Origin of the sequence: Aquincola agrisoli (assembly GCF_036621135.1) — a bacterium.
GTDB lineage: Bacteria > Pseudomonadota > Gammaproteobacteria > Burkholderiales > Burkholderiaceae_C > Aquincola > Aquincola agrisoli.
The window spans coordinates 36051-62122 of sequence record NZ_JAZIBG010000020.1 but is presented as its reverse complement, the minus strand read 5'-3'; the positions used below and the strand labels follow the sequence as shown (position 1 = coordinate 62122).

At 71.1% G+C, this 26072-nt stretch carries 27 protein-coding genes and 1 tRNA gene; 19 read left to right on the top strand and 9 right to left on the bottom strand.

Translation table 11 applies throughout. The features are described 5' to 3' along the window. The first annotated feature begins 63 nt into the window (after positions 1 to 63). The 5 genes from V4F39_RS08190 (at position 64) to V4F39_RS08170 (ending at position 5381) form a co-directional block, all read left to right on the top strand. Entirely contained in the window at positions 64 to 873 is an 810-nt protein-coding gene (locus tag V4F39_RS08190) for an endonuclease/exonuclease/phosphatase family protein (RefSeq protein ID WP_332288826.1), read from the top strand. After that, positions 870 to 2057, top strand: a complete 1188-nt coding sequence (gene clsB / locus V4F39_RS08185; RefSeq protein WP_332288825.1) for a cardiolipin synthase ClsB — start codon at positions 870 to 872, stop codon at positions 2055 to 2057. The genes V4F39_RS08190 and clsB overlap by 4 nt, the downstream gene beginning before the upstream one ends. A gap of 8 nt (positions 2058 to 2065) precedes the next feature. Next, entirely contained in the window at positions 2066 to 3055 is a 990-nt protein-coding gene (locus V4F39_RS08180; RefSeq protein ID WP_332288824.1) for a lysylphosphatidylglycerol synthase domain-containing protein, read from the top strand. 145 nt (positions 3056 to 3200) lie between these two features. Next, a complete protein-coding gene (locus tag V4F39_RS08175; protein WP_332288823.1) occupies positions 3201 to 3551 on the top strand; it encodes a DUF2200 domain-containing protein in 351 nt (116 codons plus the stop codon). A 153-nt stretch (positions 3552 to 3704) separates the two neighbouring features. Beyond that, a complete protein-coding gene (locus tag V4F39_RS08170; protein WP_332288822.1) occupies positions 3705 to 5381 on the top strand; it encodes a bifunctional AfsR/SARP family transcriptional regulator/alpha/beta hydrolase in 1677 nt (558 codons plus the stop codon). Here V4F39_RS08170 and V4F39_RS08165 read toward each other — a convergent pair. Continuing rightward, positions 5354 to 6736, bottom strand: coding sequence for a tetratricopeptide repeat protein (locus V4F39_RS08165; RefSeq protein ID WP_332288821.1), 1383 nt, complete (start codon positions 6734 to 6736; stop codon positions 5354 to 5356). The two genes, V4F39_RS08170 and V4F39_RS08165, sit on opposite strands and share 28 nt — an antisense overlap. A gap of 117 nt (positions 6737 to 6853) precedes the next feature. Here V4F39_RS08165 and V4F39_RS08160 point away from each other — a divergent pair, with 117 nt between their 5' ends. Next, the gene (locus tag V4F39_RS08160; protein ID WP_332288820.1) at positions 6854 to 7276 is read left to right on the top strand and encodes a VOC family protein; all 423 of its coding nucleotides are present in this window, start codon (positions 6854 to 6856) and stop codon (positions 7274 to 7276) included. 77 nt (positions 7277 to 7353) lie between these two features. On the opposite strand, the gene V4F39_RS08155 is transcribed toward V4F39_RS08160, so the two are convergent. Further along, positions 7354 to 7438 (bottom strand) — tRNA-Leu (locus V4F39_RS08155). Positions 7439 to 7591: 153 nt separating this feature from the next. On the opposite strand from V4F39_RS08155, the gene argG reads away from it, so the two are divergent. The 10 genes from argG to V4F39_RS08105 all read left to right on the top strand — a co-directional run bounded on the left by argG (position 7592) and on the right by V4F39_RS08105 (position 16685). Further along, on the top strand, positions 7592 to 8932 hold the full coding sequence (gene argG / locus V4F39_RS08150) for an argininosuccinate synthase (RefSeq protein WP_332288819.1): 1341 nt from the start codon (positions 7592 to 7594) through the stop codon (positions 8930 to 8932). A gap of 125 nt (positions 8933 to 9057) precedes the next feature. After that, positions 9058 to 11322: a heavy metal translocating P-type ATPase gene (locus V4F39_RS08145; protein ID WP_332288818.1), complete on the top strand. Its 2265-nt coding sequence runs from the start codon at positions 9058 to 9060 to the stop codon at positions 11320 to 11322. A 5-nt stretch (positions 11323 to 11327) separates the two neighbouring features. Continuing rightward, the gene (gene ccoS / locus V4F39_RS08140) at positions 11328 to 11522 is read left to right on the top strand and encodes a cbb3-type cytochrome oxidase assembly protein CcoS (protein WP_378235044.1); all 195 of its coding nucleotides are present in this window, start codon (positions 11328 to 11330) and stop codon (positions 11520 to 11522) included. Positions 11523 to 11580: 58 nt separating this feature from the next. After that, positions 11581 to 13020: a cytochrome-c oxidase, cbb3-type subunit I gene (gene ccoN / locus V4F39_RS08135; protein ID WP_332288817.1), complete on the top strand. Its 1440-nt coding sequence runs from the start codon at positions 11581 to 11583 to the stop codon at positions 13018 to 13020. 14 nt (positions 13021 to 13034) lie between these two features. Further along, entirely contained in the window at positions 13035 to 13655 is a 621-nt protein-coding gene (ccoO, locus tag V4F39_RS08130) for a cytochrome-c oxidase, cbb3-type subunit II (protein ID WP_332288816.1), read from the top strand. A gap of 17 nt (positions 13656 to 13672) precedes the next feature. Continuing rightward, a complete protein-coding gene (locus V4F39_RS08125; RefSeq protein ID WP_332288815.1) occupies positions 13673 to 13831 on the top strand; it encodes a cbb3-type cytochrome oxidase subunit 3 in 159 nt (52 codons plus the stop codon). After that, on the top strand, positions 13828 to 14745 hold the full coding sequence (gene ccoP, locus V4F39_RS08120; protein WP_332288814.1) for a cytochrome-c oxidase, cbb3-type subunit III: 918 nt from the start codon (positions 13828 to 13830) through the stop codon (positions 14743 to 14745). Before V4F39_RS08125 ends, ccoP begins: the two co-directional genes overlap by 4 nt. 13 nt (positions 14746 to 14758) lie before the next feature. Next, positions 14759 to 16204 (top strand): cytochrome c oxidase accessory protein CcoG, encoded by a 1446-nt coding sequence (gene ccoG / locus V4F39_RS08115; protein WP_332288813.1) that lies wholly within the window; start codon positions 14759 to 14761, stop codon positions 16202 to 16204. A gap of 8 nt (positions 16205 to 16212) precedes the next feature. Continuing rightward, positions 16213 to 16446, top strand: a complete 234-nt coding sequence (locus tag V4F39_RS08110) for a hypothetical protein (protein WP_332288812.1) — start codon at positions 16213 to 16215, stop codon at positions 16444 to 16446. After that, complete coding sequence (locus tag V4F39_RS08105; protein WP_332288811.1) at positions 16443 to 16685, top strand: hypothetical protein; 243 nt, start codon at positions 16443 to 16445, stop codon at positions 16683 to 16685. The genes V4F39_RS08110 and V4F39_RS08105 overlap by 4 nt, the downstream gene beginning before the upstream one ends. Here V4F39_RS08105 and fnr read toward each other — a convergent pair. After that, positions 16666 to 17403 carry a fumarate/nitrate reduction transcriptional regulator Fnr gene (fnr, locus tag V4F39_RS08100; RefSeq protein WP_332289108.1) on the bottom strand — a complete coding sequence of 246 codons (738 nt, stop codon included), beginning with the start codon at positions 17401 to 17403 and terminating at the stop codon, positions 16666 to 16668. The two genes, V4F39_RS08105 and fnr, sit on opposite strands and share 20 nt — an antisense overlap. Positions 17404 to 17512: 109 nt before the next feature. On the opposite strand from fnr, the gene hemN reads away from it, so the two are divergent. Together hemN and V4F39_RS08090 are read left to right on the top strand one after the other, a co-directional pair. After that, entirely contained in the window at positions 17513 to 18928 is a 1416-nt protein-coding gene (gene hemN / locus V4F39_RS08095) for an oxygen-independent coproporphyrinogen III oxidase (RefSeq protein ID WP_378235042.1), read from the top strand. A 1-nt stretch (position 18929) separates the two neighbouring features. Continuing rightward, entirely contained in the window at positions 18930 to 19607 is a 678-nt protein-coding gene (locus V4F39_RS08090; protein ID WP_332288810.1) for a sulfite exporter TauE/SafE family protein, read from the top strand. An 18-nt stretch (positions 19608 to 19625) separates the two neighbouring features. On the opposite strand, the gene V4F39_RS08085 is transcribed toward V4F39_RS08090, so the two are convergent. Next, positions 19626 to 19832, bottom strand: a complete 207-nt coding sequence (locus V4F39_RS08085; protein WP_332288809.1) for a dodecin — start codon at positions 19830 to 19832, stop codon at positions 19626 to 19628. A 239-nt stretch (positions 19833 to 20071) separates the two neighbouring features. On the opposite strand from V4F39_RS08085, the gene V4F39_RS08080 reads away from it, so the two are divergent. Further along, positions 20072 to 20368 (top strand): hypothetical protein, encoded by a 297-nt coding sequence (locus V4F39_RS08080; RefSeq protein ID WP_332288808.1) that lies wholly within the window; start codon positions 20072 to 20074, stop codon positions 20366 to 20368. Between the two features lie 113 nt (positions 20369 to 20481). Here V4F39_RS08080 and V4F39_RS08075 read toward each other — a convergent pair whose 3' ends face one another. The 5 genes from V4F39_RS08075 to V4F39_RS08055 form a co-directional block, all read right to left on the bottom strand. Then, entirely contained in the window at positions 20482 to 21171 is a 690-nt protein-coding gene (locus tag V4F39_RS08075; RefSeq protein WP_332288807.1) for a DUF6781 family protein, read from the bottom strand. 96 nt (positions 21172 to 21267) lie between these two features. Beyond that, positions 21268 to 22389, bottom strand: coding sequence for an NAD(P)/FAD-dependent oxidoreductase (locus V4F39_RS08070; RefSeq protein ID WP_332288806.1), 1122 nt, complete (start codon positions 22387 to 22389; stop codon positions 21268 to 21270). A gap of 33 nt (positions 22390 to 22422) precedes the next feature. Then, positions 22423 to 23163, bottom strand: coding sequence for an ABC transporter ATP-binding protein (locus tag V4F39_RS08065; protein WP_332288805.1), 741 nt, complete (start codon positions 23161 to 23163; stop codon positions 22423 to 22425). Continuing rightward, complete coding sequence (locus V4F39_RS08060; protein ID WP_332288803.1) at positions 23160 to 25019, bottom strand: branched-chain amino acid ABC transporter ATP-binding protein/permease; 1860 nt, start codon at positions 25017 to 25019, stop codon at positions 23160 to 23162. Before V4F39_RS08060 ends, V4F39_RS08065 begins: the two co-directional genes overlap by 4 nt. Beyond that, positions 25016 to 26044, bottom strand: a complete 1029-nt coding sequence (locus tag V4F39_RS08055; RefSeq protein WP_332288802.1) for a branched-chain amino acid ABC transporter permease — start codon at positions 26042 to 26044, stop codon at positions 25016 to 25018. Before V4F39_RS08055 ends, V4F39_RS08060 begins: the two co-directional genes overlap by 4 nt. Between the last annotated feature and the right edge of the window lie 28 nt (positions 26045 to 26072).

Genomic DNA, 26072 nt, shown 5'->3' with positions numbered 1-26072 from the left:
GCCACGACCGGGCGGGGCGCTTTCCTACAGCGCCGGGCGGCGTGCTTGGATCAAATCGGCGGCATGGTCATCGCCGAAGCACCGACGCGCCCCGCCTCCGCCCCCGCGGCGCCCGCTGAACCCGCTGCCACGCCCAAGGTGCGTGTGCTGACGGTCAACACACACAAGGGTTTCACGTTCTTCAACCGCCGCTTCATCCTGCACGAGCTGCGGGAGGCGGTGCGCTCGGTGGGCGCGGACGTGGTCTTCCTGCAGGAGGTGCTGGGCACGCACGCGCACCATTCGGCGCGCTGGCCCGGCTGGCCCGAGGCGCCGCACTACGAGTTCCTGGCCGACGAGATCTGGCCCGAGTTCGCCTACGGCCGCAACGCGGTCTATCCGCACGGCCACCATGGCAATGCGGTGCTCTCCAAGTACCCGATCGAGCATTACGAGAACCTGGACGTGTCGATCGCCGGCCCCGAGAAGCGCGGCCTGCTGCACTGCGTGCTGCGCCTGCCCAACGGCAACGGCAAGCTGCATGCCATCTGCGTGCACCTGGGCCTGCAGGAGCGGCACCGGCGCAAGCAGTTGCAGCTGCTGTGCCAGCTGATGCAGCGCGAGATCCCGGCCGACGCGCCGGTGGTGGTGGCCGGCGACTTCAACGACTGGCGCGTGCGCGCCCACACCATCCTGGCGCGGGAGGGCCTGCGCGAGGTGTTCCAGCACGCCCACGGCAGCTCGGCCCGGAGCTTCCCGGCTCCGTTCCCGCTGCTGCAGCTCGACCGCATCTACGTGCGCAATGCGACGGTGCATGCGCCGATCGCGCTGCCGCGCAAGCCGTGGGCGCACCTGTCGGACCACGCCCCCCTCGCCGCGGAGATCTCGCTGTGAGCGGGCGCTGGGTCGGCGGCAACCGCTTCTCGCTGCTGGAGAACGGCGAGGCCTACTACCCGCGGGTGTTCGAAGCCATCGCCGCGGCGCGCGAGGAGGTCTACATCGAGACCTTCATCCTGTTCGACGACAAGGTCGGCCAGCAGCTGCATGCGGCGATGCTGGCGGCGGCCCGGCGCGGCGCGACGGTCAACCTGCTGGTCGACGGCTTCGGCTCGCCGGACCTGCCCCCTTCGTTCACCCAGCCGCTCGCCGATGCCGGCGTGCGCCTGCAGGTGTTCGACCCGGCGCCGTCGATCCTCGGCTGGCGGCCCAACATGCTGCGCCGCATGCACCGCAAGATCGTGGTGATCGACGGCACGCTCGCATTCGTCGGCGGCATCAACTACTCGGCCGACCACCTGAAGGACTTCGGCCCCGAGGCCAAGCAGGACTACGCGGTGGAGATCGAGGGCCCGATCGTCGGCCACATCCATGCCTTCACCAAGGCCGCCGCGCGCGTGGTGCAGCCCAGCCGACGCTGGCTGCGGCGCCGGCTGCCCGCCGCCGCCAAGGACCTGCCCGCCGCCGGTGATGCCCAGGCCATCTTCATCACCCGCGACAACCGCGACCACCGCACCGACATCGAGCGCCACTACCGGGCGGCGATCCGCTCGGCACGCGAACGCGTGGTGATCGCCAACGCCTATTTCTTCCCCGGCTACCGCTTCATCCGCGAACTGCGGCGTGCGGCGCGCCGCGGCGTGGAGGTGGTGCTGATCCTGCAGGGCGAGCCCGATATGCCGATCGCGAAGGCGGCGGCCTCCACGCTCTACGCCCACCTGCTGAAGGCGGGCGTGCGCATCTTCGAGTACTGCGAACGGCCGCTGCACGGCAAGGTGGCGCTGGTGGACGACGAATGGTCCACCGTCGGGTCGAGCAACCTCGATCCGCTGAGCCTGTCGCTGAACCTGGAGGCCAACGTCGTCATCCGCGACGGCAGCTTCAACGCCGTGCTGCGCGAGCGGCTGCAGTACCTGATGGACAACGCCTGCAAGGAGATCGACGCGACGCAGATCGACCCGCCCGGCCTGTGGTCGATGGCGCGCAGCTACTTCGTCTTCCACTTCCTGCGGCACTTTCCGCGGTGGGCGCCGATGCTGCCGCAGCTCACCCGCCCGGCCGTGGCCGCGCAGCGGCTGTAAGGGCGGCCGTGGCCAGCACCCTCGCTTCCGCGCAGGCCCCGCGCAAGGGCATCACGACACGCCCCTGGTGGCCCTGGGCCAAGCGCCTCGCGACCACCACCTTCTTCCTGCTCGTCGCCTGGCTGATCGTCAAGCAGGCGCGCACGGTCGAGTGGGGCGAGGTCTGGGAAGCAGCCCGCAACCAGCCGGCGCACACGCTGGCCATCGCAGGGCTGCTGGGCGCGCTCAGCCACCTGCTGTACGCCACCTTCGACCTGCTCGGGCGGCGCTACACCGGCCACACGCTCGGCGCGCCCCGCGTGATGGCGACCACCTTCGTGAGCTACGTGTTCAACTTGAACTTCGGCTCGCTCGTCGGCGGGCTGGCGTTCCGCTTCCGGCTCTATTCGCGGCTGGGGCTGGACGCCCCCTGCATCGCCCAGATCGTGGGCATCAGCATGCTGACCAACTGGCTCGGCTACCTGCTGCTGGCCGGCGGCATCTTCCTGCTGCGCCCGCTCGACCTGCCCGACGACTGGCGGCTGGCCGGCCATTCGCTGCAGGTGCTGGGCGGGGTGCTCATCCTCGCGGCGCTGGCGTACCTGGCGATGTGCTTCACCTCGAAGCGGCGCACGCTGTCGCTGCGCGGCCACGAGCTGCCGCTGCCGGGCGGGCGCATGGCCCTGCTGCAGGTGGCGATGTCGTGCACCAACTGGATGCTGATGGGCGGCATGGTCTTCGTGCTGCTGCAGCAGCGCGTCGACTACCCCACCGTGCTGGGCGTGCTGCTGGTGGCCGCCATCGCCGGCGTCATCACCCACGTGCCGGCGGGGCTGGGCGTGCTGGAGGCGGTGTTCGCCGCCCTGCTCGCGGGCCGCGTGCCGCAGGGCGAGCTGCTGGGCGCGCTGCTGACCTACCGGGCGATGTACTACCTCGCGCCGCTGGCGCTGGCGATCGTGATGCACCTGGTGATGGAGGCGCGGTTGCCGAAGCAGGCTGCCGAGGCGGCCGCGGGCTGACAGCACGGCGATCCCCACCGCCCTCCACGCTTCCCGCTGCCAACGACGAAGGCCGAATCGGTCTTCCACCGGCTGGACACCACCGGGCGGGCGACAACGAGGGCGGAGTTGGTGACACTGGCCGCGCCCTGGAACGAGGTGCCCCATGCCGCCCCACCGCATCTTCACGACCCCCTTCGCCGCGGTCTATCCGCTGTACGTCCAGAAGGCCGAACGCAAGGGCCGCACCCGCGAAGAGGTCGACGAGATCATCCGCTGGCTGACCGGCTACGACCCCGCCGGCCTGGCCCTGCAGCTCGAACGCCAGACCGATTTCGCAACCTTCTTCGCCCAAGCCCCGGCCATCCACCCCCACAGCGCGATGATCAAAGGGGTCGTCTGCGGTGTTCGCGTGGAGGACGTGCAAGATCCGCTGATGCAGCGGATTCGCCAGCTCGACAAACTCATCGACGAACTGGCGAAGGGCAAGGCGATGGACAAAATCCTTCGGCGCTGAAATCCGGCGCCCGCTTGCCGCGCCGCGCTGCGCCACCGAGACCTGCGCGGCTTCATTGGGCCTGCGGCCGCCGGTGCACTATTGTTGTTTGGCCTCGGACCCACGGCGCCCGGATCCCCCAGCGCAACAGGCATCCGCCCGACCCGCCACACCATGCCCCCGATGCCCCGCCCGCCGGCCATCCAACTCCGGCTCCACGCCTATCCGCAGTTGCTGGTCGACGGCCGACCGGTCCCGCTGCAGTTGAAGCGCGCGTGGGCGCTGCTGGCGTGCCTGGGGGATGCCGGCCGCAGGGTGTCGCGCACCCACGCCGCCCACCTGCTGTGGCCCGAAGCGGAGGGCGGCGTCGGCCGAACGCGGCTGCGCCGGCTGGTGCACCAGGTCAACGGCATCGCCGGGCTGGAGCTGGTCTCGGGCGATGCCGACACCCTCGGCCTGGCCACCGAGCCGGCGCCGCCGGTGGTCGACCTGGCGCAGACCCGTCGCATCGCGTTCGGCGTGCTCGCTCCCGACGACGGTGCACGGGTCGACGGCACGCCCCTGCTGGGGCCGTCGACCCACACGCTGCTGGCCGGCTTCCAGCTCGAGGCCGACACCTTCGAGGCATGGCTGGCGGCCCGCCGCCAGGAGCATGGGCAGCTGATGCTGCGGGCGCTGCAGCGGCTCGCGCAGCGCCAGCTCGCGCTCGGCGACGCCGACACCGCGCTGGCCGCGTCGCGCCGCCTGCTGGAGATCGACGGCTTCGCGGACACCGGCCACGCCCTGCTGCTCGAATCGCTGGGCCGGCTCGGCCAGGGGGCTTCGCTCGAGGCGGCCTATGCACAGTGCGCCAGCCTGATGCGCGAGGAGTTCGGGATGCGGCCTTCCGCCGCCGTCGAGGCCGCCTATGCCCTCGCCGTCAAGGCGCTGCAGGGCACCCCGCCCCCGCCGGCCGCGCCGGCGGCGCCCGCGGTGCGGTACGCCCAGGTGGGCGGCGCCGCCATCGCCTACGCCACGCTGGGCAGCGGGCCCGAGGCGATGGTCTGGGTGCCCGAGGCCTGGTCGCACATCGAGACGGCGCTGGAGGAGCCACGCATGCGCGCCACCATCGACCGCCTGGCGCGCCGGTGCCGCCTGGTGCTGCTGGACCGGCGCGGCACCGGGCTGTCGGAGCGTGTCGGCGTACCCCATACGCCCGAAGCCGCGGTTGAGGATGTGCTGGCCGTGATGCAGGCCGCCGGGCTGCAGCGCGCGTGGCTGCTGTGCTCGTCGACCTGCGGCTCGGCAGGCATCGAGATCGCCGCGCGGCACCCCGAGCGGGTGCTGGGATTGATCCTGTGCGGCGTCAACGTGCGCGGCGCCTGGGCGCCCGACTACCCCTGGGCCGTCGACGAGGCCGCGATGGAGACCTGGATCCGGCAGCTGCAGGCCGGCTGGGGCGGCCCGACCAGCCTGGAGCTGTTCGCGCCCAGCGTGGCCGGTGATCCGGTCGTGCGTGCCTGGTGGACCCGCACGCTGCAGCACTCGACCTCGCCGAACGGCCTGCCCGGCCTGCTGCGCACGGTGCATGCGGTCGACGTGCGCCACCGGCTGCCGGCGCTGCGCGTGCCCGCGCTGGTGGTGCAGCGCGAGCACGACAGCATCGTGCGCGCCGGCGCCGGCCGCTACCTGGCCGAGCAGCTGCCCGGTGCCGAGCTCGTGATGCTCGACGGCGCCGACCACCTGTTCTGGCACGGCAGCAACAGCGATGCGGTGATGGCGGCGATCGAGGCCTTCATCGACCGGCAGCGCACGCCTGCCGCCGCCGCCGCGGCCGATGGTGATCAGCCGATGCGGCCCGCCCAGTGCTGAGTCAGCGGTGACTGCGCCTTGGCCGGCAGCCGCTCGTTCATCAGGTGGCGCGCCAGCCGGCGCTCCCCGCCGCGCAGCGCGGCGTCCATCAGCGTCAGGTCGAGGAGGTCGCGCTGCGCATGGCTGCCGCCGAAGCGGTGCAGGCCATCGCGCAGCGCCCACAGCGCCTGCGCCGCCTGGGCGTGGCGCCCGCGGCCGTGGTCCATCAGCGCCTGCAGCAGCGGCACGCCCACCTCGGCGGCCATCGTGCCCATGGTGCTGCGCTCGCCGGCCTTGCGCCGCACCGCCTCCAGCACCTGCCCGGCCTCGTCGATGCGGCCGGCGCCGAGCAGCGCCAGCAGCACGTGCATGTCGGTGAAGGCGTAGTGCCCGATCGCCGGCGGCTGCTGCGGCCAGGCCTGCGCGGCGGCCTCGAAGCGCCGGCCGACGTCGACGCCGAGCAGCTTCAGCCGCCACAGCATGGCGGTGGCATCGATGCGCTGCAGGTCCTGCTGCGTGCCGGGCCCGATGTGGCGGTCGAACAGCTCAAGCACCGCGGCGGTGTCCATCTGCTCGAGGTGGAACAGCGCGAGGTGCCACCAGTTGTGGAAGGCGAAGCCGTTGTCGGGCGCCCAGTCCGGCGTGCGTGCGCGCAGGAACGCGGCGCCCTGGGCATATTCGCCGCGCATCTCGTGCACATGCGCGATGGCATGCACCGCCCAGCAGTCGCGTCGCTCGATCGCCAGTGCGGCCAGCGCGGCCTCCTGCGCCTGCGCATGGTGGTTGTTCTCCTCGAGGCCGAAGGCGTGCAGGCCCAGCACGAAGCCGTACAGCGGCATGTCGTGCGACCACTGCGGCAGCACCCGCGTCACGCGCCGCTGCAGGTTGCGCGCGTCGCCGCGGCAGAAGTCGAAGATGTGGGCGGCGGAGAGCGCGGCGATGTCCTGCGGATGCTGGAGCAGGATGCGCTCCCAGGCCTCGCAGGCCTGTGCCCAGTGGCCCTGCAGGCACAGCCGGGTCGCCGCGATGTGGGCGCGCTCGCGCTCGTTGGCGCCGCCGGCCAGCGCTTCGGCGGCGGCCAGGCTGGCCAGGCCGAGCTGGCCCAGGCCGTACTCGGACGAGCAGGCCATCAGGTTGGCCTTCATCACGTGCGGCAGGGCCCAGAGCGGATCCGCCTCGATGGCCGCGTCGAGCGGCTGCAGCGCGTCGCCGCAGTACGAGAGCATGTGCCATTGCGCCTGCTCGGCATGGTCGATCGCGGCCTGCGAGCGCGCCGAGACGGGGCAGCCGCGCGCATCGAAGCGGGCGGTGCGCCGCGGCTGCTGCCGTGCAGCGCCCACATGGCCGGCGTCCAGGGTCAGGGTGTCGGTGTGCATCGGGGGTCTCCTTTGGAAGATGCGAGACCAGCTTAGGAAGCGGGCGTCCCTTCTGCGTCCCTTGCAGCCCGGTGCGGCCTACAGTCCGCGCATCCGCGACCCCGGAGGCCTGCTGCCATGTTCACCTACGTCTGCCTCGGCACCCGCGACATCGACCGGGCCACCGCCTTCTACGACGCGGCTCTCGGCGCGCTCGGCCTGCAGCGCTGCGACACCTCGGAAGAAGGCGACGACGGCTGGATCGGCTGGGGCACCTACGCCGAGCGCGGTGCCGTGCAGGTCGCGCTGTGGGTGTGCACGCCGTTCGACGGCCGGCCTGCCACGCCGGGCAACGGCACGATGGTGGCCCTGCGCGCCACCTCGTGGCAGCAGGTGGACGCCTTCCACGCGCAGGCGCTGGCCCATGGGGGCACGTCGGAGGGCGCACCGGGCCTGCGCCTGCAGTACAACCCCGACTTCTACGCCGCCTACGTGCGCGACCCCGACGGCAACAAGCTCGCCGCCGTGTGCCGCGGCTTCACCGCCCCGCAGGTGCCCTGAGCCGGCGCCCTAAAGCAAAACGGCCTGCTTGCGCAGGCCGTGTGCCGGTCGTTTCCGAAGTGAGTTGCTGCGAACTCTGGTGCCCAGGAGAGGACTCGAACCTCCACGGAGTTACCCGCTAGTACCTGAAACTAGTGCGTCTACCAATTCCGCCACCTGGGCGCTTCAGGAAAGCCTGCGAGTATAGCGTCATCTTCCAAGGCCGGCGAACTTTCAGGTGGCGCATGCACTGCAGGCCTGCGGCGGAGCGGTCCGGCCGCGCTTCCCGCCTAGACTTACGGGTTCCGCCAAACCCGCCCACCTGAAAGCACCACCGTGGCCGCGACCATCCTGCAAAACCTTCCCGCCGGCGAGCGCGTCGGCATCGCCTTCTCCGGTGGCCTGGACACCAGCGCCGCCGTGCACTGGATGCGCGCCAAGGGCGCCGTTCCCTGCGCCTACACCGCCAACCTCGGCCAGCCCGACGAGAGCGACTACGAGGAGATCCCGCGCAAGGCCAAGGCCTACGGCGCCGACATCGCCCGTCTGATCGACTGCCGGCCGCAGCTCGTGGCCGAAGGCATCGCCGCCATCCAGTGCGGCGCCTTCCACATCTCGACCGGCGGCGCCACGTACTTCAACACCACGCCGCTGGGCCGTGCCGTGACCGGCACCGCGCTGGTGGTGGCGATGAAGGAAGACGGCGTCAACATCTGGGGCGACGGCAGCACCTACAAGGGCAACGACATCGAGCGCTTCTACCGCTACGGCCTGCTGGCCAACCCGGCGCTGCGCATCTACAAGCCCTGGCTCGACCAGACCTTCATCGACGAGCTCGGCGGCCGCAAGGAGATGAGCGAGTACCTCATCGCCAACGGCTTCGACTACAAGATGAGCGTCGAGAAGGCCTACTCCACCGACAGCAACATGCTGGGCGCCACGCACGAGGCGAAGGACCTGGAGTTCCTGAACGCCGGCATGCACATCGTCAAGCCGATCATGGGCGTGGCCTTCTGGCGCGACGACGTGGCGGTGAAGGCCGAGACCGTGTCGGTGCGCTTCGAGGAAGGCGTGCCCGTGGCGCTGAACGGCATGACCTTCCCGAACGCGGTGGCGCTGTTCGAGGAGGCCAACCGCATCGGCGGCCGCCACGGCCTGGGCATGTGCGACCAGATCGAGAACCGCATTATCGAGGCCAAGAGCCGCGGCATCTACGAGGCCCCGGGCATGGCGCTGCTGCACATCGCCTACGAGCGGCTCGTCACCGGCATCCACAACGAGGACACGATCGAGCAGTACCGCCTGAACGGCCGCAAGCTCGGCCGCCTGCTCTACCAGGGCCGCTGGTTCGACCCGCAATGCCTGATGCTGCGCGAATCGGCCCAGCGCTGGGTGGCACGCGCCGTCACCGGCGAAGTCACGCTGGAGCTGCGCCGCGGCAACGACTACTCGATCATGAACACCGAGAGCCCCAACCTCACCTACCAGCCCGAGCGCCTCAGCATGGAGAAGGTGGAAGGCGCATTCACGCCGGCCGACCGCATCGGCCAGCTGACGATGCGCAACCTCGACATCCAGGACACGCGCCACAAGCTGGGCATCTACACCCAGACCGGCCTGCTCGGCGCCGATTCGGAAGGCAGCATTCCGCTGCTGACGGCGCCCGACGCGCAGTAAGGCGCGGCCACGGCAGGCCACCGGCGGGGCGCAGCACCCGCCGGTGGCCTTTTGCTTTGCGCCGCCTGCGCGCGGTTTGATCCAGGTCATGCCGCGCCGGCCCGCGACCGTCTAGATTCGCGGCCATGACCTCCGCCGCTGCGGCAGCGGCGCCCGCCCTCGCCGCCCTCGACGACCCGCTGGAACTGCGGGCCTTCACCTCCTTCTCTGCCGACGCGCAGGGCCGGCGCGTGGCCGAGTCGTCGCTGTGCCTGTCGGGGCTGCACTGCGGCAGCTGCGCCGGCCTCATCGAGCAGGCGCTGCGGGAGGTGCCGGGCGTCATCGGCGTCTCGGTCAGCGGCAGCGCGCAGCGTGCGACGGTGCGCTGGGACGCCACGGCCACCTCGGCGTCGGCGCTGGTGGCCGCGGTGCGCCGCGCTGGCTACGACGCCGCCCCCGACACGGCGGCCGCCGCCCGGGCGCAACGCCTGGCCGAGCGCCGCAGCGCCACCTGGCGCCTCTTCGTGGCGGCCTTCTGCGGCATGCAGATCATGATGATGGCCACGCCCGCCTACGTGGCCGCGGAGGGCGAACTGGCCCCCGACCTGAAGCAGCTGCTCGACTGGGGCAGCTGGCTGCTGACGCTGCCGGTGCTGTGGTTCTCGGCCATGCCGTTCTTCAGCGGCGCCTGGCGTGCGCTGCGGCGCGGCACCATCGGCATGGACGCGCCGGTGGCGCTGGGCATCGCGGTGGCCTTCGTCGCGAGCAGCGGCGCGGCCTTCCAGCCGGGCGGCCTGTTCGGACACGAGGTGTACTTCGATTCGATCGCGATGTTCATCAGCTTCCTGCTCGCCGGCCGGTGGCTGGAGATGGCGGCGCGGCACCGCGCGGCGGCATCGCTGGAGGCCTCCCTCGGCCAGTTGCCCGCCACCGTGCTGCGCGTGCGCGCCGACGGCAGCACCGAGCACATCAGCGCGCAGCGCGCCGAGCCGGGCGACGTGCTGCGGGTACCGGTGGGCGAATGCTTCGCCGCCGACGGCATCGTCACCCGCGGCCGCACGCAGGCCGACGAGGCCCTGCTGAGCGGCGAATCGCGCCCCGTGCCCAAGCAGCCAGGCGACGGCGTCGTGGCCGGCAGCCTGAACCTGCAGTCGCCGGTCGAGATGCGCGTGGAGCGCGTGGGCGCCGACACGCGGCACGAGGCCATCGTCGGCCTGATGCGGCAAGCGCTCTCGCAGCGGCCTGCGCTGGCACGCGCGGCCGACCGCTGGGCCGCGCCGTTCCTCGCGGCCGTGCTGCTGCTGGCGGCGGGCGGCGCGGCGGCGTGGTGGTTCATCGACCCCTCCCGCGCGGTGTGGGTGGCGGTGTCGGTGCTGATCGTCACCTGCCCCTGTGCGCTGTCGCTGGCAGCCCCCTCCGCCCTGCTGGCCGCGGCCGGCGCGCTGGCGCGCCGCGGCGTGCTGGTGCGCCGGCTCGATGCGCTCGAACCGTTGTCGCAGGTACACCACCTGTTCGTCGACAAGACCGGCACGCTCACCGAAGGCGGCCTGCGCTGCGACGGCGTGCAGTGGGCGGCCGGCGCCGCGGCCTTCGGCACGCCCGAGGCGCTGCAGGCGCGCGCCGCATCGCTCGCGGGCTGGTCGAGCCACCCGCTGTCGGCGGCGCTGGCGCAAGGCACCGGGGCCTGCGCGCCCCGCTTCGAATGGCGCGACGTGGCCGAGCATGCGGGCCAGGGTCTGGAAGCACTGGACGAGGCGGGCCGCCGTTGGCGGCTGGGCTCCGCCGCCTTTGCCGGCGTGCAGGCCTGCGGCGCGCCGCAGGCCGACGCAGGGCCGCAGGTGTGGCTGGCCTGCGCCGGGACGCCGCTCGCGCGCTTCACCTTTGCCGAACGCATGCGCCCGGACGTCGGCCGTGCGGTGACGCAGCTCCATGCCGACGGCGTGCGGCTCACGCTGCTGTCCGGCGACACCCCCGAGCGCGCGCGCGCCCTGGCCGCATCGCTCGGGCTCGACGCCGCCGAAGGCGGCCTGGCGCCCGAGGAGAAGCTGCTGCTGCTGCGCCGCGCGCAGGCCCGGGGCGAATGCGTGGCGATGCTGGGCGACGGCATCAACGACGCCCCGGTGATGGCGCAGGCCGACGTCTCCTTCGCGATGGGCGAAGGCGCGCTGGTGACCCGCTCGCATGCCGATGCGGTGGTGGTGTCCAACCGCCTGGCCGATGTGGCCGACGCACGCCGCCTGGCGCGCCGCACGATGACGACGGTGCGGCAGAACATGGTCTGGTCCGCCTGCTACAACGCCGCGTGCGTGCCGCTGGCGCTGGCAGGCTGGCTGCCGCCCTGGGCCTCCGGCCTGGGCATGGCACTGAGCTCGCTGCTCGTCATCGGCAACTCGCTGCGGCTGGCCCGCTAGGCACGATGGACATCCTCTACCTGCTCATCCCGATATCGGCCCTGCTGGTGCTGGCGATCATGGCCGCGTTTGCGTGGGCGCTGTACGGCGGGCAGTTCGACGACCTGCAGCAGGAGGGCGAGGCCATCCTCGGAGAAGACCGGGAAACCACGCCAGTTCCGCCGGCCGCGGCTGCGCTTGATCCGCGTCAAACCCCCTGAGCAACGTTCTCGAAACAATCCGGGCTGTCCTCATTCAAGCTCGGAAAGGAGGCGGCCGATGGCTGCCAATCCAGTGTCTTCAAGCCCGGTGGCCTACACCGACGACGCGGTACGGGGCTTTGCGCTCGCCGCGGTCCTGTGGGGCGTGGTGGGCATGCTCGTCGGCGTCGTCATCGCCGCGCAGCTTACCTGGCCGGAGCTCAACTTCGGCATCTCGTGGCTCAGCTACGGGCGGCTGCGTCCGCTGCACACCAACGCGGTGATCTTCGCGTTCGGCGGCTGCGCACTGTTCGCGACCAGCTACCACGTGGTGCAGCGCACCTGCCAGACGCCGCTGTTCCTGCCCTGGCTGGCAAAGTTCACGTTCTGGGGCTGGCAGCTGGTGATCGTGGCCGCGGCCATCTCGCTGCCGATGGGCTACACCCAGGGCAAGGAATACGCCGAGCTCGAATGGCCGATCGACATCCTGATCGCAGTGGTGTGGGTCTCCTACGCCATCGTGTTCTTCGGCACCATCGGCATCCGCAAGGTGCGCCACATCTATGTGGCGAACTGGTTCTTCGGGGCGTTCATCATCGCCGTGGCGCTGCTGCACATCGTCAACAGCGCGGCGCTGCCCGCGGGTGCGATGAAGAGCTACTCGGCCTACGCGGGCGTGCAGGATGCGATGGTCCAGTGGTGGTACGGCCATAACGCGGTCGGCTTCTTCCTGACCGCCGGCTTCCTCGGGATGATGTACTACTACATCCCCAAGCAGGCCGAGCGCCCGGTCTACAGCTACCGGCTGTCGATCGTCCACTTCTGGGCGCTGATCTTCACGTACATGTGGGCGGGCCCGCACCACCTGCACTACACCGCCCTGCCCGACTGGGCGCAGAGCGTGGGCATGCTGTTCTCGCTGGTGCTGCTGGCGCCGAGCTGGGGCGGCATGATCAACGGCGTGATGACGCTCAGCGGCGCCTGGCACAAGCTGCGCGACGACCCCATCCTCAAGTTCCTGATCGTCGCCCTGTCGTTCTACGGCATGAGCACGTTCGAGGGCCCGATGATGTCGATCAAGACCGTCAACGCCCTCAGCCACTACACCGACTGGACCGTCGGCCACGTGCACTCCGGCGCGCTCGGGTGGGTGGGCCTGATTTCCATGGGCTCGCTCTATCACCTGATCCCGCGCATGTACGGCCGCACGTCGATGTACAGCACCAAGGCGATCGAGGTGCACTTCTGGATCGCGACGCTGGGCATCGTGCTCTACATCGCGGCGATGTGGATCGCCGGCGTGATGCAGGGCCTGATGTGGCGCGCGGTCAACCCCGACGGCACGCTGGTCTACACCTTCGTCGAGAGCGTGAAGGCGACCTTCCCGTTCTACGTGATCCGCCTCGCCGGCGGCCTGCTGTACCTCGCCGGCATGGGCGTGATGGCCTGGAACGTGGTGATGACGGTGCGCGGCCAGAGCCGCAGCGTGGCCTACGTGCCGCAGCTCGTCCGCGCCTGAGGAGGAATAGGAACATGAGCCAAGACGCTCCGGCCAAGGGCCACCAACGCATCGAGACCAGCAACTTCCTGATGATCGTGCTCATCCTGATCACGGTCGCGGTCGGGGGGCTGGTGGAGATCGTGCCCCTCTTCTTCCAGCGCTCGACCACGCAGCCGGTCGAGGGGCTGCAGCCCTACACCGCCTTGCAGCTCGCGGGCCGCGACGTGTACACCCGCGAGGGTTGCTACAACTGCCACTCGCAGATGATCCGCCCGCTGCTGGCCGAGACGCTGCGCTACGGCCAGCCCTCGCAGGCGGGCGAGTTCGTGTACGACCGCCCCTTCCAGTGGGGCAGCAAGCGCACCGGCCCCGACCTGCACCGCGTGGGCGCCAAGTACAGCGACGAATGGCACCGCGTGCACCTGATCAACCCGCGCGACCTGGTGCCCGAGTCCAACATGCCGGCCTACCCGTGGCTGGACCGCACGCAGGTCGACGCGGCCGCGATGCCCTCGCACCTGAAGGCGCTGCGCACGCTGGGCGTGCCGTACACCGACGAGGACATCGCCGGTGCATCGGACGCCGTCAAGGGCCGGACCGAGCTGGAAGCGCTGGTCGCCTACCTGCAGGTGCTCGGCACCCACGTGAAGTAAGGCGGAAGGAAGCCATCGTGGACATCAACGATCTCCGCAGCGCCGTGACGCTGTGCGGCCTGGTGCTGTTCGTGGCGCTCGCCGTGTGGGTGTGGCTGCCCAGCCGCCGCACCGCGCTGGACGAAGCCGCGCAACTGCCGTTCAACGAAGAACACAAGGAAGGAAGGAGCTCATGAGCGACTTCATCAACAGCGGCTGGTCGGTCTTCATCGCGGTGCTCACCGTGGTGAGCCTGCTGTTCTGCCTCTTTCTGCTGCTGGTCGCCGCGCGCCGCAAGGTGATGTCGGACGACAACACCACGGGCCACGTGTGGGACGAGGACCTCGTCGAGCTGAACAACCCGCTGCCGCGCTGGTGGATGTGGCTGTTCGTGATCACCGTGGTGTTCTCGGCCATCTACCTCACCACCTACCCCGGCCTGGGCAGCCACCCCGGCACGCTGGGCTGGACGAGCACGGGCCAGCTGGCAGCCGAGAAGGCCCGGGCCCACGCGGCCGCGGCACCGGTCTACGCGGCCTTCGCCGGCAAGCCGGCCGAGGAACTGGCCAAGGACCCGCAGGCCATGGGCATCGGCGAACGGCTCTTCGCCAACAACTGCGCCACCTGCCACGGTGCCGATGCGCGCGGCAGCAAGGGCTTCCCGAACCTGACCGACCGCGACTGGCTCTGGGGCGGCACGCCCGAGCGCATCGCCGAGACGATCACGCTGGGCCGGCAGGGCGTGATGCCGCCGATGGCGGCGGCGGTGGGCAGCTCGCAGGACGTGCGCAACGTCGCGCACTACGTGCTGAGCCTGTCGAACGCGCCGCACGACGCGATCGCCGCGCACGCCGGCAAGGAGAAGTTCAGCGCCTGCGCCGCCTGCCACGGCCCGCGCGGCCAGGGCAACACCGCCCTCGGCGCGCCCAACCTGACCGACAAGGTCTGGCTGCATGGCTGGGGCGAGGCGGCGATCACCGCCATGGTGAACAACGGCAAGACCAACGTGATGCCGGCCCACGGCCAGCGCCTGAGCCCCGAGCAGGTCAACGTGCTCGCCGCCTACGTCTGGAACCTCTCGCAGCCGTCGAACATCGCCAAGGCGCCGTAGACGCCCACGCCGCATGTCCCCCGTCCCCTCGTCAGCCGTACGGCCCGCCTCCGACACCGCCGGCGCAAAGGCCGCCAAGGTGGTGTGGCTCTACGAGAGCCACAAGAAGGTCTACCCCCGTTCCGTCAAGGGCTGGTTCGCCAGCTGGCGGTGGGTGCTGGTGTGGGCCACGCAGATCCTCTACTACGGGCTGCCGTGGCTGCAGTGGGACGGGCGGCCGGCGGTGCTGTTCGACCTGGGGGCGCGCCGCTTCTACATCTTCGAGCTGATCCTGTATCCGCAGGACTTCATCTACCTCACCGGGCTCCTGATCCTCAGCGCCTACGGCCTGTTCTTCTTCACCGCCGTGGGCGGGCGCCTGTGGTGCGGCTACGCCTGCCCGCAGACGGTGTACACCGAGATCTTCCTGTGGGTGGAGCACAAGTTCGAGGGCGAGCGCGGCGTCCGCATGAAGCTCGACGCCGGCCCCTGGACCGTCGAGAAGCTCTGGCGCAAGGGCGGCAAGCATGCGGCCTGGCTCGCCATCGCGCTGTGGACGGGCTTCACCTTCGTCGGCTATTTCACGCCGATCCGCACGCTTTGGGCCGAGGCCTTCACGCTGTCGTTCGGCCCGTGGGAGTGGTTCTGGGTGCTGTTCTACGGCTTCGCGACCTACGGCAACGCCGGCTTCATGCGCGAGCAGGTCTGCAAGTACATGTGCCCGTACGCCCGCTTCCAGAGCGCGATGTTCGACCACGACACGCTGATCGTCAGCTACGACGAGCAGCGCGGCGAGCCCCGCGGCAAGCGCGGCCGCAAGGACGACAAGGCCGGCAAGGGCGACTGCATCGACTGCGGGCTGTGCGTGCAGGTCTGCCCCACCGGGATCGACATCCGCGACGGCCTGCAGTACGAGTGCATCGCCTGCACGGCCTGCATCGACGCCTGCAACGGCGTGATGGACAAGATGCAGTACCCGCGCGGGCTCATCCGCTACGCGACGCAGAACGCGCTGGCCCTGGGCGAGGCGCCGGGCCGGCTCTTCAAGCGGCTGCTGCGCCCGCGGGTGCTGGTCTACGGCGCCGTGCTGGTGGCCATCTCCGCCGCCTTCGTCGCGAGCCTGATGGTCCGCTCGCCGCTCAAGGTCGACGTGGTGCGCGACCGCGCCTCGCTCGCGCGCATCGTCGACGACGGCCGCATCGAGAACGTCTACCGGCTGCAGCTGATGAACGCCAGCGGCGAGCCGCAGCGCTACCGCGTGGAGGTCGGCGGCCTGCCCGGCCTGCAGCTCGGCGAGCACGCCCCGCTGGCGCTGCAGCCCGCCGAAGCGCACTGGTTCGTGCTGCAGGTGCAGCTGCCACCCGAGGCGGCGCAAACCCTGGGCAGCGGCGCCCATCCCATCCAGTTCCGCGTGGTGGCCGAGTCCGGCGACCGCCCGGCCGACGTGACCGAGAAGTCCACTTTCATCGTCCCCCGCTGAGGACCGCCATGAACAAGCCCGATGTCCGACCCGTCCTGCCCTGGTGGCGCGTACCGATGGTGTGGCTGGTAATCGGCGGCCCCGCCGTCGTCGTCGTCGCCGGCATCGCGACGGCCGTGATCGCCCTGCGCGGCGCCGACGTCGTGATCGCGCCATCGGTGCCGCGGGCGGTCACGCAGTGGAAGGTCGAGGTGCCCGGCACGGCGGCCGAGGCGCCGGCCGAGGCGGGAGCCAGGCCGTGAGCTTCACGCTGCGTGCCCTGCTGATCGCATGGCCCGCCTTCGTGATGGCGGGCGTGCTGGAGATGCTGGTGTTCGCGGTGGTCGACCCGGCCACGCTGAGCTGGTTCGGCCAGGAGCCGATCGGCTGGCCGAACAACGCGGTCTACACGGTGACCTTCCTGATCTTCTGGGCGGTGATCGCCACCTCGGGCGCGGTCACCCAGCTGCTGGCCGCGCCGGTCAGCAGTTCGGGCCGTTGACCAGCCTGCGCAGGCCGTCCTGGTCGGTGATGCGGATATGCCGCTGCTTCACTTCGAGCAGGCCGTCGTCCTGGAACTTGGAGAAGGTGCGGCTCACGGTCTCGAGCTTGAGGCCGAGGTAGCTGCCGATCTCCTCGCGCGTCATGCGCAGCACCAGCGCCGACGGGGAGAAGCCCCGCGACTGCAGGCGCTGCGTGAGGTTGAGCAGGAAGGCGGCGAGCCGCTCCTCGGCGCGCATGCTGCCCAGCAGCAGCATCACGCCGTGGTCGCGCACGATCTCGCGGCTCATGATCTTGTGGAACTGCCGTTGCAGGTCGGTGAACTCGCGCGAGAGGTCCTCAAGTTCGGCGAAGGGGATCACGCAGACCTGGGAATCCTCCAGGGCGACGGCGTCGCAGCTGTGGCGGTCGGTGCTGATGCCGTCCATGCCGAGCAGCTCGCCGGCCATCTGGAAGCCGGTGACCTGGTCCCGGCCGTCCTCGGCGGACACGCAGGTCTTGAAGAAGCCCGTGCGCACCGCATAGAGCGAGTGAAAGCCGTCGCCCGCGCGGAACAGCGCCGCGCCCCGCGCCACGTGGCGCCGCGCGTCGACCAGCCTGTCCAGCCGCTCCAGATCGGGTTGCGACAGCCCCAGCGGCAGGCACAACTCGCGCAGGTTGCAGCTGGAGCAAGCCACCTTGAGCGGCTCGATGCGGATGGAGGTGGTGGGGCTGGTCACTGCTTCGCCGTCCTGTTTGCGTTCGATCAAGGATTGTTGACTCCCCGCGCGCGACGGGCCTTGCGCCACATCAAGTCCCGCGGGCCGGACCTCCGGCACAGTGGGCACGATGAATGCGTCCAGTACGACCCTCCGCGCGGCGCCCAAGGCCATGGACACGGCGTTGCTGCGCCGTTTTGATGTGCCCGGACCACGTTACACCTCCTATCCTACGGCCGATCGCTTCGTGGAGGCCTTCGGAGCCGCCGAACATGCGTCGGCGCTGCAGCTGCGTGCAGGCGCCAAGGTCGCCGGCGGGGGGCCGTTCTCGCTGTACGTGCACGTGCCGTTCTGCGAATCGGTCTGCTACTACTGCGCCTGCAACAAGGTCATCACGCGCCGCCACGAGCGCGCCGCGCCGTTCCTCCAGACCCTGGAGGCCGAGATGGCGCTCAACGCGTCGCTGCTGGGCAGCCCGCAGCCGGTGTCGCAGGTGCACCTGGGCGGCGGCTCGCCCACGTTCCTGGACGACGGAGAACTGCAGCGCCTGATGCAGGCGGTGCACAAGCATTTCCGCATCGTGCCGGGCGCCGAGCTGTCGATCGAGGTCGATCCCCGCACGGTCGATGCGCAGCGGCTGCAGGCCCTGCGGCAGCTGGGCTTCAACCGGCTGAGCTTCGGGGTGCAGGACTTCGACGCCCGCGTGCAGCAGGCGGTGCACCGCGTGCAGCCGCTCGAATCGGTCGCGGCGCTGATGCGCAGCGCCCGTGCGCTGGAGTTCGATTCGATCAACGTCGACCTGATCTACGGCCTGCCCCGCCAGACGCAGCTCAGCGTCGCGACGACGATCGCGCAGGTCATCGAGCTGCAGCCCGACCGGATCGCGCTCTATGCCTACGCGCACCTGCCGCAGCGCTTCAAGCCGCAGCGCCGCATCCATGCCGCCGACCTGCCCCCGCCGGCCGACCGCGTGGCGATGCTCGAGGGCTCGGTGGCGCAGTTCCTCGACGCCGGCTACGTCTACATCGGCATGGACCACTTCGCCCGCCCCGGCGACGCGCTGGCCATCGCCAAGCGCCAGGGCCGGCTGCACCGCAACTTCCAGGGCTACAGCACCCAGCCCGACTGCGACCTCATCGGCCTCGGGCCCTCGGCGATCAGCCGCATCGGCGCCACCTACAGCCAGAACGCGAAGGACCTGCAAGGCTGGCACGACGCGGTGACGCAGGGCCAGTTCCCGGTCGAGCGCGGGCTCGCACTCACGCGCGACGACCTGCTGCGACGCGCGGTCATCATGGCCCTGATGTGCCAGGGCCGCGTCGAGTTCGAATCGGTCGAGCTGGCGCACCTGGTCGACATGCGGCGGTACTTCGCCGAGGAACTCGACCGGCTCGTGCCCCTGGCAGAAGCCGGCCTGGTGGACCTGGGGGGCGACGCGATCCAGGTCACGCCCGCGGGCTGGTACGTGGTGCGCGCGATCGCGATGGTCTTCGACCGGCACCTGCAGTCGGACCGGCTGCGCGAGCGCTTCTCCCGCGTGATCTGACATGGCCGATGCCGCGCTGGTCGCGGGCGCGCTCGCGCTCGGGTTCGCCAGTTCGCCGCACTGCGGGCTGATGTGCGGCGGCGCCTGCGCGGCCATCGGGCGCGGCGGCCGGCACAACGCCGTCGCGCTGCACGCCGGCCGGCTCGCCGGCTACGCCGCCGCAGGCGCGGTGGCGGCCGCCAGCATGAGCGCGCTCGGCCACTGGGCGCAGGCCGCGCCGATGCTGCGGCCGCTGTGGTCCGCGCTGCATGCGGCGCTGCTGGTGTGGGGCTTGTGGCTGCTTTTCACCGGCCGGCTGCCGGCGTTCTGGGCGCGCCTGTCGGGCAGAACGCCAGGGGGCTGGCAGCGCATGAGCGGCCCCGTGCGCTCGGCTGGCATCGGCCTGGCATGGGTGGCCCTGCCCTGCGGCATGCTGCAGTCGGCGTTGCTGCTCGCGGCACTGGGCAACGGGCCGGCCGCGGGGGCGTCGGTGATGGCTGCGTTCTGGCTGGGCGCGGGGCCGGTGCTGTGGCTCGCGCCGGCCTTGTGGATGAGGCTGGCCGGCCAGGGCGGCGCGGCGGGTGCCGCCGGCACGCCGCACTGGCCGGTCCGCGCGGCCGGGCTGGCGGTGGCGGCCAGCTCGGCGTGGGTGCTGGCCGGCGGGCTGATCACCCAGGCCGTGGCCTGGTGCCTGGCTTGAGGCCCGCCCCGGCCGCCGTCAATCGAGGGTGAAGCCCACCTTCATCGTGACCTGCCAGTGCGCGATGCGGCCGTCCTCCACGTGCCCGCGCGTGTCGGTGACCTGGAACCAGCGGATGTTGCGCACGGAGTCGGCGGCCTTCGCGATCGCCTTCTGGCAGGCGTCTTCGATGCCGACGGTCGACGAGCCCGTGAGCTCGATCAGCTTGTAAACGTGTTCGCTCATGACAGTCTCCGCAAGGGGTTGTAGGAAGCCCCAGCGTAGCGCCCCGGGGGCCGCCCGGGGGCCGAGACAAGCCCGAGTAGAGCGTGGCATAATTGCAACCCCCACAGGACTGCCCGGCATTCCACGAGCAACCTCACAAGTTGCTACGCGTTGCCTACCGCCTCGCCCTGGAATTCGCCCGCTTCGGCTCCATCTGGCTCTGATCCGGTCCCCTCGTTCCTATCGCCCCTTTCAAGCACATGGCCAAAGACGCAGTTAAGACCACCATCGACGCCAACGGACTGCGTTACCGCAGCAAGGCATCGGGTTCGCCCTTCGCCTCCACCGGCGTGTTCAGCGCCGCCACGATGTCCTGCTTCCTGTGCGGCAAGCACCGCACGCGTTCGTCGCTGAAGTCGCGTCGCTTCCTCGGCAAGACGCAGTTCGTCTGCGCACCTTCCTGCAAGGAAGCGGAAGCGGGCGTGGCACCGAATGCAACCGCCGCGGCACCCGCCGCCGCTGCCACGCCGGAAACAAACGGCAACAACGAAGGCTGACGGCCCTTTTGGGGCCGGCCTCGTCCGGCCCGACACCAACGCCGCCTGCCGTCCCAGGCGGCGTTGTCGTTTCCGGGGCGGGCAGGCGCGCAGGCACGGCGCCCACCCGGCCTTCAGCGTGGCCGCGCCTTCTTCGCCGGCGCCGATGCCGCGCCCTGCTTCAACGCATCGGACATGCCGATCAGCACGCCGCTGGCCAGCGCCGCGTAGCTCTGCGCGAAGGCCTGGGCCGCCTTGACGCCGGCCGCGCGGCTGTCGCGCAGTGCGCTCTGCATCTGCGCTGCCAGTTGCTCGACCGTCTGTGCCGCCTGCGAACCGGTGTTCGTGCCGCCCGCCTGCAGCTTGCCCAGCACCTGCGCCCACGGCGCGGCCAGTTGCTCGCCTGCGCCGCCGACCGACTGGCTCACGACCTTGAACAGCGTGTCTTCCATCTTCTCCAGCGTGTCGACCGCCTTCTTCATGTTGGCGTCCTGCAGGCTCACGCCCTGGTCGACGAACTGCTGCAGCGCGACGCGGTTGGCCTCTACCGCCTTCAGCAGCGCATCGTCCATGCCGTGCACCGCATCGTTGAGCAGGCTCTCGACATCGACGTCGGGCACCGCGTTCTTCGCCGCCCCGGTGCTGACCGCCTGTGCGATGCCCTTCAGGCTGCTGCGGATGTTCTGCAGCGTCAGCTCGCGGCCCTGCAAGGCCTTGAGCGTCGCATCGAAGACGGCCTTGCGCGCCTGCTCGCCCTGCTTGGCGCCGGCCTCGGCAAAGGTTTGGATCAGGGCCTCGTGATCGATGGGCAGCTTGGTGGCCATGGAGCGGTCTCCTCGTGTCGTTGCAACCGCCCGCACCTTAGCTGCGCCCGGCACGGCGCCACTCATCGGAAACCCTGGCGCATGCGGCGGCGCCGCTCAGCCGCGCAGCATCCGCTCGACGGCGTCGCCGATCGCCAGCGCCGCGGTGAGCCCCGGCGACTCGATGCCGAACAGGTTCACCAGGCCCGGCACGCCGTGGTCGGCCGGTCCCTGCAGCACGAAGTCGCGGGGCGGCTCGCCCTCGGCCTGGATCTTGGGCCGCACGCCGCTGTAGGCCGGCTGCAGCGCGCCGTCGGGCAGCGCCGGCCAGTAGCGGCGGATCTCGGCGTAGAAGCCGTCGGCACGGCGCGGATCGACCCGGTAGTCGATCGGCGCATCGTCGGGCAGCCATTCGGTATCGGGGCCGAAGCGCGCCTGGCCGCCGAGGTCGAGCGTGAGGTGCACGCCGAGGCCGGCGGCCTCGGGCACCGGGTAGATCAGCCGCGTGAACGGCGCACGGCCCGCCAGCGAGAAGTAGCTGCCCTTGCAGCCGTGCGCGGGCGGCACGTGGCTTGCCGCCAGCCCCTCGATGCGCGCCGCCACGCCCGGCGCTCCCAGGCCCGCGCTGTTGACGACCGAACCGGCACGCAGGCGCATCGGCTGCGCACCGCCCACCTGCAGCTCGATGCCGCCGGGCACCATGGCGCCGGCCAGCACGGGGCTTTGGAAGGCCAGCATCGCACCGTGGTCCTCGCTCTCGCCCTGCAGCGCGAGCATGAAGCCGTGGCTGTCGACGATGCCGGTGGACGGCGAGTGCAGCGCCGCCACCGCCTGCAGTGCCGGCTCCATCGCACGGGCCGCTTCCCCGCCGAGCAGCACCGCGTCGTCGACGCCGTTGGCCCGGGCCTGCACGAGCAGCTTCTCCAGGTAGGCCTGCTGGCCGGGCTGCGTGGCCACCACCAGCTTGCCGCAGCGCCGGTGCGCGATGCCGCGCTCGGCGCAGTACGCGTAGAGCCGGTCGCGCCCTTCGACGCACAGCCGCGCCTTCAGCGAGCCCGGCGGGTAGTAGAGGCCGGCGTGGATGACCTCGCTGTTGCGGGCGCTGGTGACGGTGCCGATCGCGTCGAGCGCCTCCAGCACCACCACTTCCCTGCCCGCACGGGCCAGCGCCCGCGCGGTGGCCAGGCCAACCACGCCGGCCCCGATGACGACGGCGTCTACACGTTCGATCACATCCATCGGGCGATCATCGGCGATCGCGGCAGCGCGCGGTCAGGCCGCGCGGGCAGCGCCGCCCAGGCCCAGGTAGGCCTCGACGATCCGCGGGTCGCTGGCCAGCGCACGGGCCTCGCCCTCGATCGCGACGGCACCCATCTCCAGCACGTAGGCCCGGTCGGCCACCTGCAGCGCGGCACGCGCGTTCTGCTCGACGAGCAGCACCGACACGCCCAGCCCGCGCAGCCGCGCGACGACCAGCAGCACCTCGCGCACGATCAGCGGCGCGAGGCCGAGCGACGGCTCGTCCAGCATCAGCAGCCGGGGCCGTGCCATCAGTGCGCGGCCGATGGCCAGCATCTGCCGCTCGCCGCCCGACAGCGTGGCCGCCAGCTGCGCGCGCCGCTCCTTCAGCCGCGGGAAGATGGCGAACACCTCTTCCATGCGCGCGGCCTGGTCGCGCCTGCCGCGGCGCCACTGCGCGAAGCCGCCGAGCAGCAGGTTGTCCTCCACGCTCATCTCGCCGAACAGCTCGCGCTTCTCGGGCACCAGCCCGATGCCGCGCGCCACCATCGCCTCGACCGTGGGCCGCGGGATGGCCTCGCCGGCCAGGCTCAGCGCGCCGGTGGACGGCAGCAGGCCCATCGCCGCGCTCAGCAGCGTGGTCTTGCCGGCGCCGTTCGGGCCGATGACGGTGACGATCTCGCCTTCGCGCACGGTGAGGTTCACCTTGTGCAGCGCCTCGACCGGCCCGTAGGAGACGCAGAAATCGCGCAGTTCGAGCAGGGGCGCACTCATGCCGCGGCCTCCTCGGTCTTCAGCGCCAGCGCGGCGCCGGCCAGGTCGTCGGCACCGCCGAGGTAGGCCTCCAGCACCTTCGGGTCGCGCTGCACTTCGGCGGGCGTGCCGTGCGAGATCACCTGCCCGAAATCGAGCACGGTGATGCGGTCGGCCAGGTTCATCACGAACTCCATGTCATGTTCGACGATCAGGATGCCCAGCCCTTCCTCACGCAGCTGCGCCAGCAGCTCGGCGAGCTGCTGCTTCTCCTTGTGGCGCAGGCCGGCGGCCGGCTCGTCGAGCAGCAGCACGCAGGGCGCGCCGGCCAGCGCACGGGCGATCTCGACGATGCGCTGCGCGCCCAGCGGCAGTGAGCCGGCGGCGTCGTTCACGTAGGCGCCGAGGCCGCAGCGCTCGATCTGGCGTCGGGCTTCAGCCAGCAGCGCGGCTTCCTCCGCGCGGTCCAGGCGCAGCATCGCCGCGAACCAGCCGCGGTGGCCGCGCCGGTGCGCGCCGAGCGCCACGTTGTCGAGCACGCTGCGCTCCTTCAGCAGCCGCACGTGCTGGAAGGTGCGGCCCATGCCGCGCGCGGCGAAGGCACGGGAGGGCTGCCCCACCATCGGCGCGTCGAGCAGGCGCACCTCTCCCTCGGTGGGATCGTCCACGCCGGAGATCATGTTGAAGAACGTGCTCTTGCCGGCGCCGTTGGGTCCGATCAGCGCATGCACCTCGCCGGCCTTCACGTCGAGCGCGACCTTGCGGTTGGCGACGAGGCCGCCGAAGCGCTTGGTCACCTCGCGCGCGTCCAGCAGCGTGCTGCCCTTGGGCGGCAGCGCGGCCTGCGGCAGCGCCTGCGCTGGCAGGCCTGCGCCGGACGCGGCGGGGCGCGGCGCCAGGCCGGGCAGCACGCGCCGGGCCAGCGCCGAGAGCGTGGGCCACAGGCCGTCGGCGTAGCGCTGCAGCACCAGCAGCATCAGCAGACCGAAGACGATGACCTCGAACTGCCCGCTCGCCCCCAGCAGGCGCGGCAGCCAGTCCTGCAGCTGCTCCTTCATCATGGTGATCAGCGCCGCACCCAGCACGGCGCCCCAGAGGTGGCCGGCGCCGCCGACCACGGCCATGAAGAGGTACTCGATGCCGATATGCAGGTTGAACGGCGTGGGGTTCACGAAGCGCTGCTGGTGCGCATACAGCCAGCCCGACAGCGCCGCCAGCAGCGCTGCCAGCACGAACACGCGCAGGCGGTAGCGGCCGGTGTCGACGCCCATCGATTCAGCCATCACGCGGCCGCTCTTCAGCGCGCGGATCGCGCGGCCCTCGCGCGAATCGAGCAGGTTCGCCAGCGCCCACATGGCGCCCAGCACCACCGCCCAGATCAGCACGCCCAGCGCCCGCGGCGACACCAGCGACAGGCTGCCCAGCTCGATCGGCGGGATGCCGCCCAGGCCGGTGTGGCCGCCCAGGAAGTCGAGGTTGCCGAAGAGGAAGTACAGGCTCAGCCCCCAGGCGATGGTGCCCAGCGGCAGGTAGTGGCCCGACAGCCGCAGCGTGACGGTGCCCAGCAGCCAGGCCACGGTGCCCGCGACCAGCAGGCCGAGCGCCAGCCCCAGCCACGGCAGCAGCGGCGAGCCGGCCAGGCCCAGCAGCTGCGCGCCCGCGGTGCCGAGCCAGCCGGTGGCGTAGGCGGCCAGGCCGACGAAGGCCGCCTGGCCGAACGAGGTCATGCCGGCGACGCCGGTGAGCATCACCAGCCCGATGGCGACCAGCGCGTACAGGCCGATGTTGTTGACCAGCGTGATCTGGAACTCCGGCAGCAGCACGAAGCCCAGCGCCAGCAGGGCGACAAAAACCAGGGGCAGGACGCGGCGCATCATTCGTCCTCCTCGACATGGCGGGTGTGCAGCGAGCGCCACCACAGCACCGGGATGATCATGGTGAAGACAATGACTTCCTTAAACGCGCTCGCCCAGAATGACGAGAACGCCTCCAGGAGGCCGACCACCAGCGCGCCGGCCACCGCCAGCGGGTAGCTGGCCAGCGCGCCGATGATGGCGGCGACGAAACCCTTCAGGCCGATCAGGAAGCCGGTGTCGTAGTAGACGGTGGTGAGCGGCGCGATCAGCAGGCCGGAGATGGCACCGATCAGCGCGGCCAGCGCGAAGCTCAGGTCGCCGGCCAGCTCGGTCGGGATGCCCATCAGCCGGGCGCCCGTGCGGTTGATGGCCGTGGCGCGCAGCGCCTTGCCGACGATGCTGCGCTCGAAGAACAGGTACATCGCCAGCATCAGCAGCGCCGCCACGCCGACCACGACGATCGACTGGCCGGTCACGGGAATGCCGCTCAAGTCCAGCCGCAGGTCGGAGAACGCCGGCGTGCGCGAGCCCTCGGCGCCGAAGAACAGCAGGCCCAGGCCGACCATCACGCCGTGCAGCGCCACCGAGACGATCAGCAGCATCAGCACCGTCGCGTTGGCCAGCGGCCGGTAGGCCACGCGGTACAGCAGCGGACCGAGCGGGGTGACGATCAGCAGCGTGAGCGCCGTCTGTGCGGCCAGGCCTTGCGGCCGTGCCAGCAGCGCCCAGGCCGCGGCCGCCAGCGGCAGCACCACCGCCCACAGCAGCGTGCTGCCCCACTCGACCGGCCTGCCGCGCGCGGCGCGCGTGGCCTCGATGGCCAGCACCAGCGCGCCGAGCCCGAGCCCGAGCCACAGCGTCGGCGGCGTGTTGCCGAGTTGCAGCGCCGCCATCGACAGCGCGCCAAAGGCGACGAGTTCGCCCTGCGGGATGAAGATCACTCGCGTGACCGAGAACACCAGCACCAGCGTCAGCGCCAGCAGCGCGTAGACCGCGCCGTTGACGATGCCGTCCTGGCCCAGCATCAGGGCGATTTGCAGTTCCATCTCATTCGCTCCGCCGCGAACGCGGCAA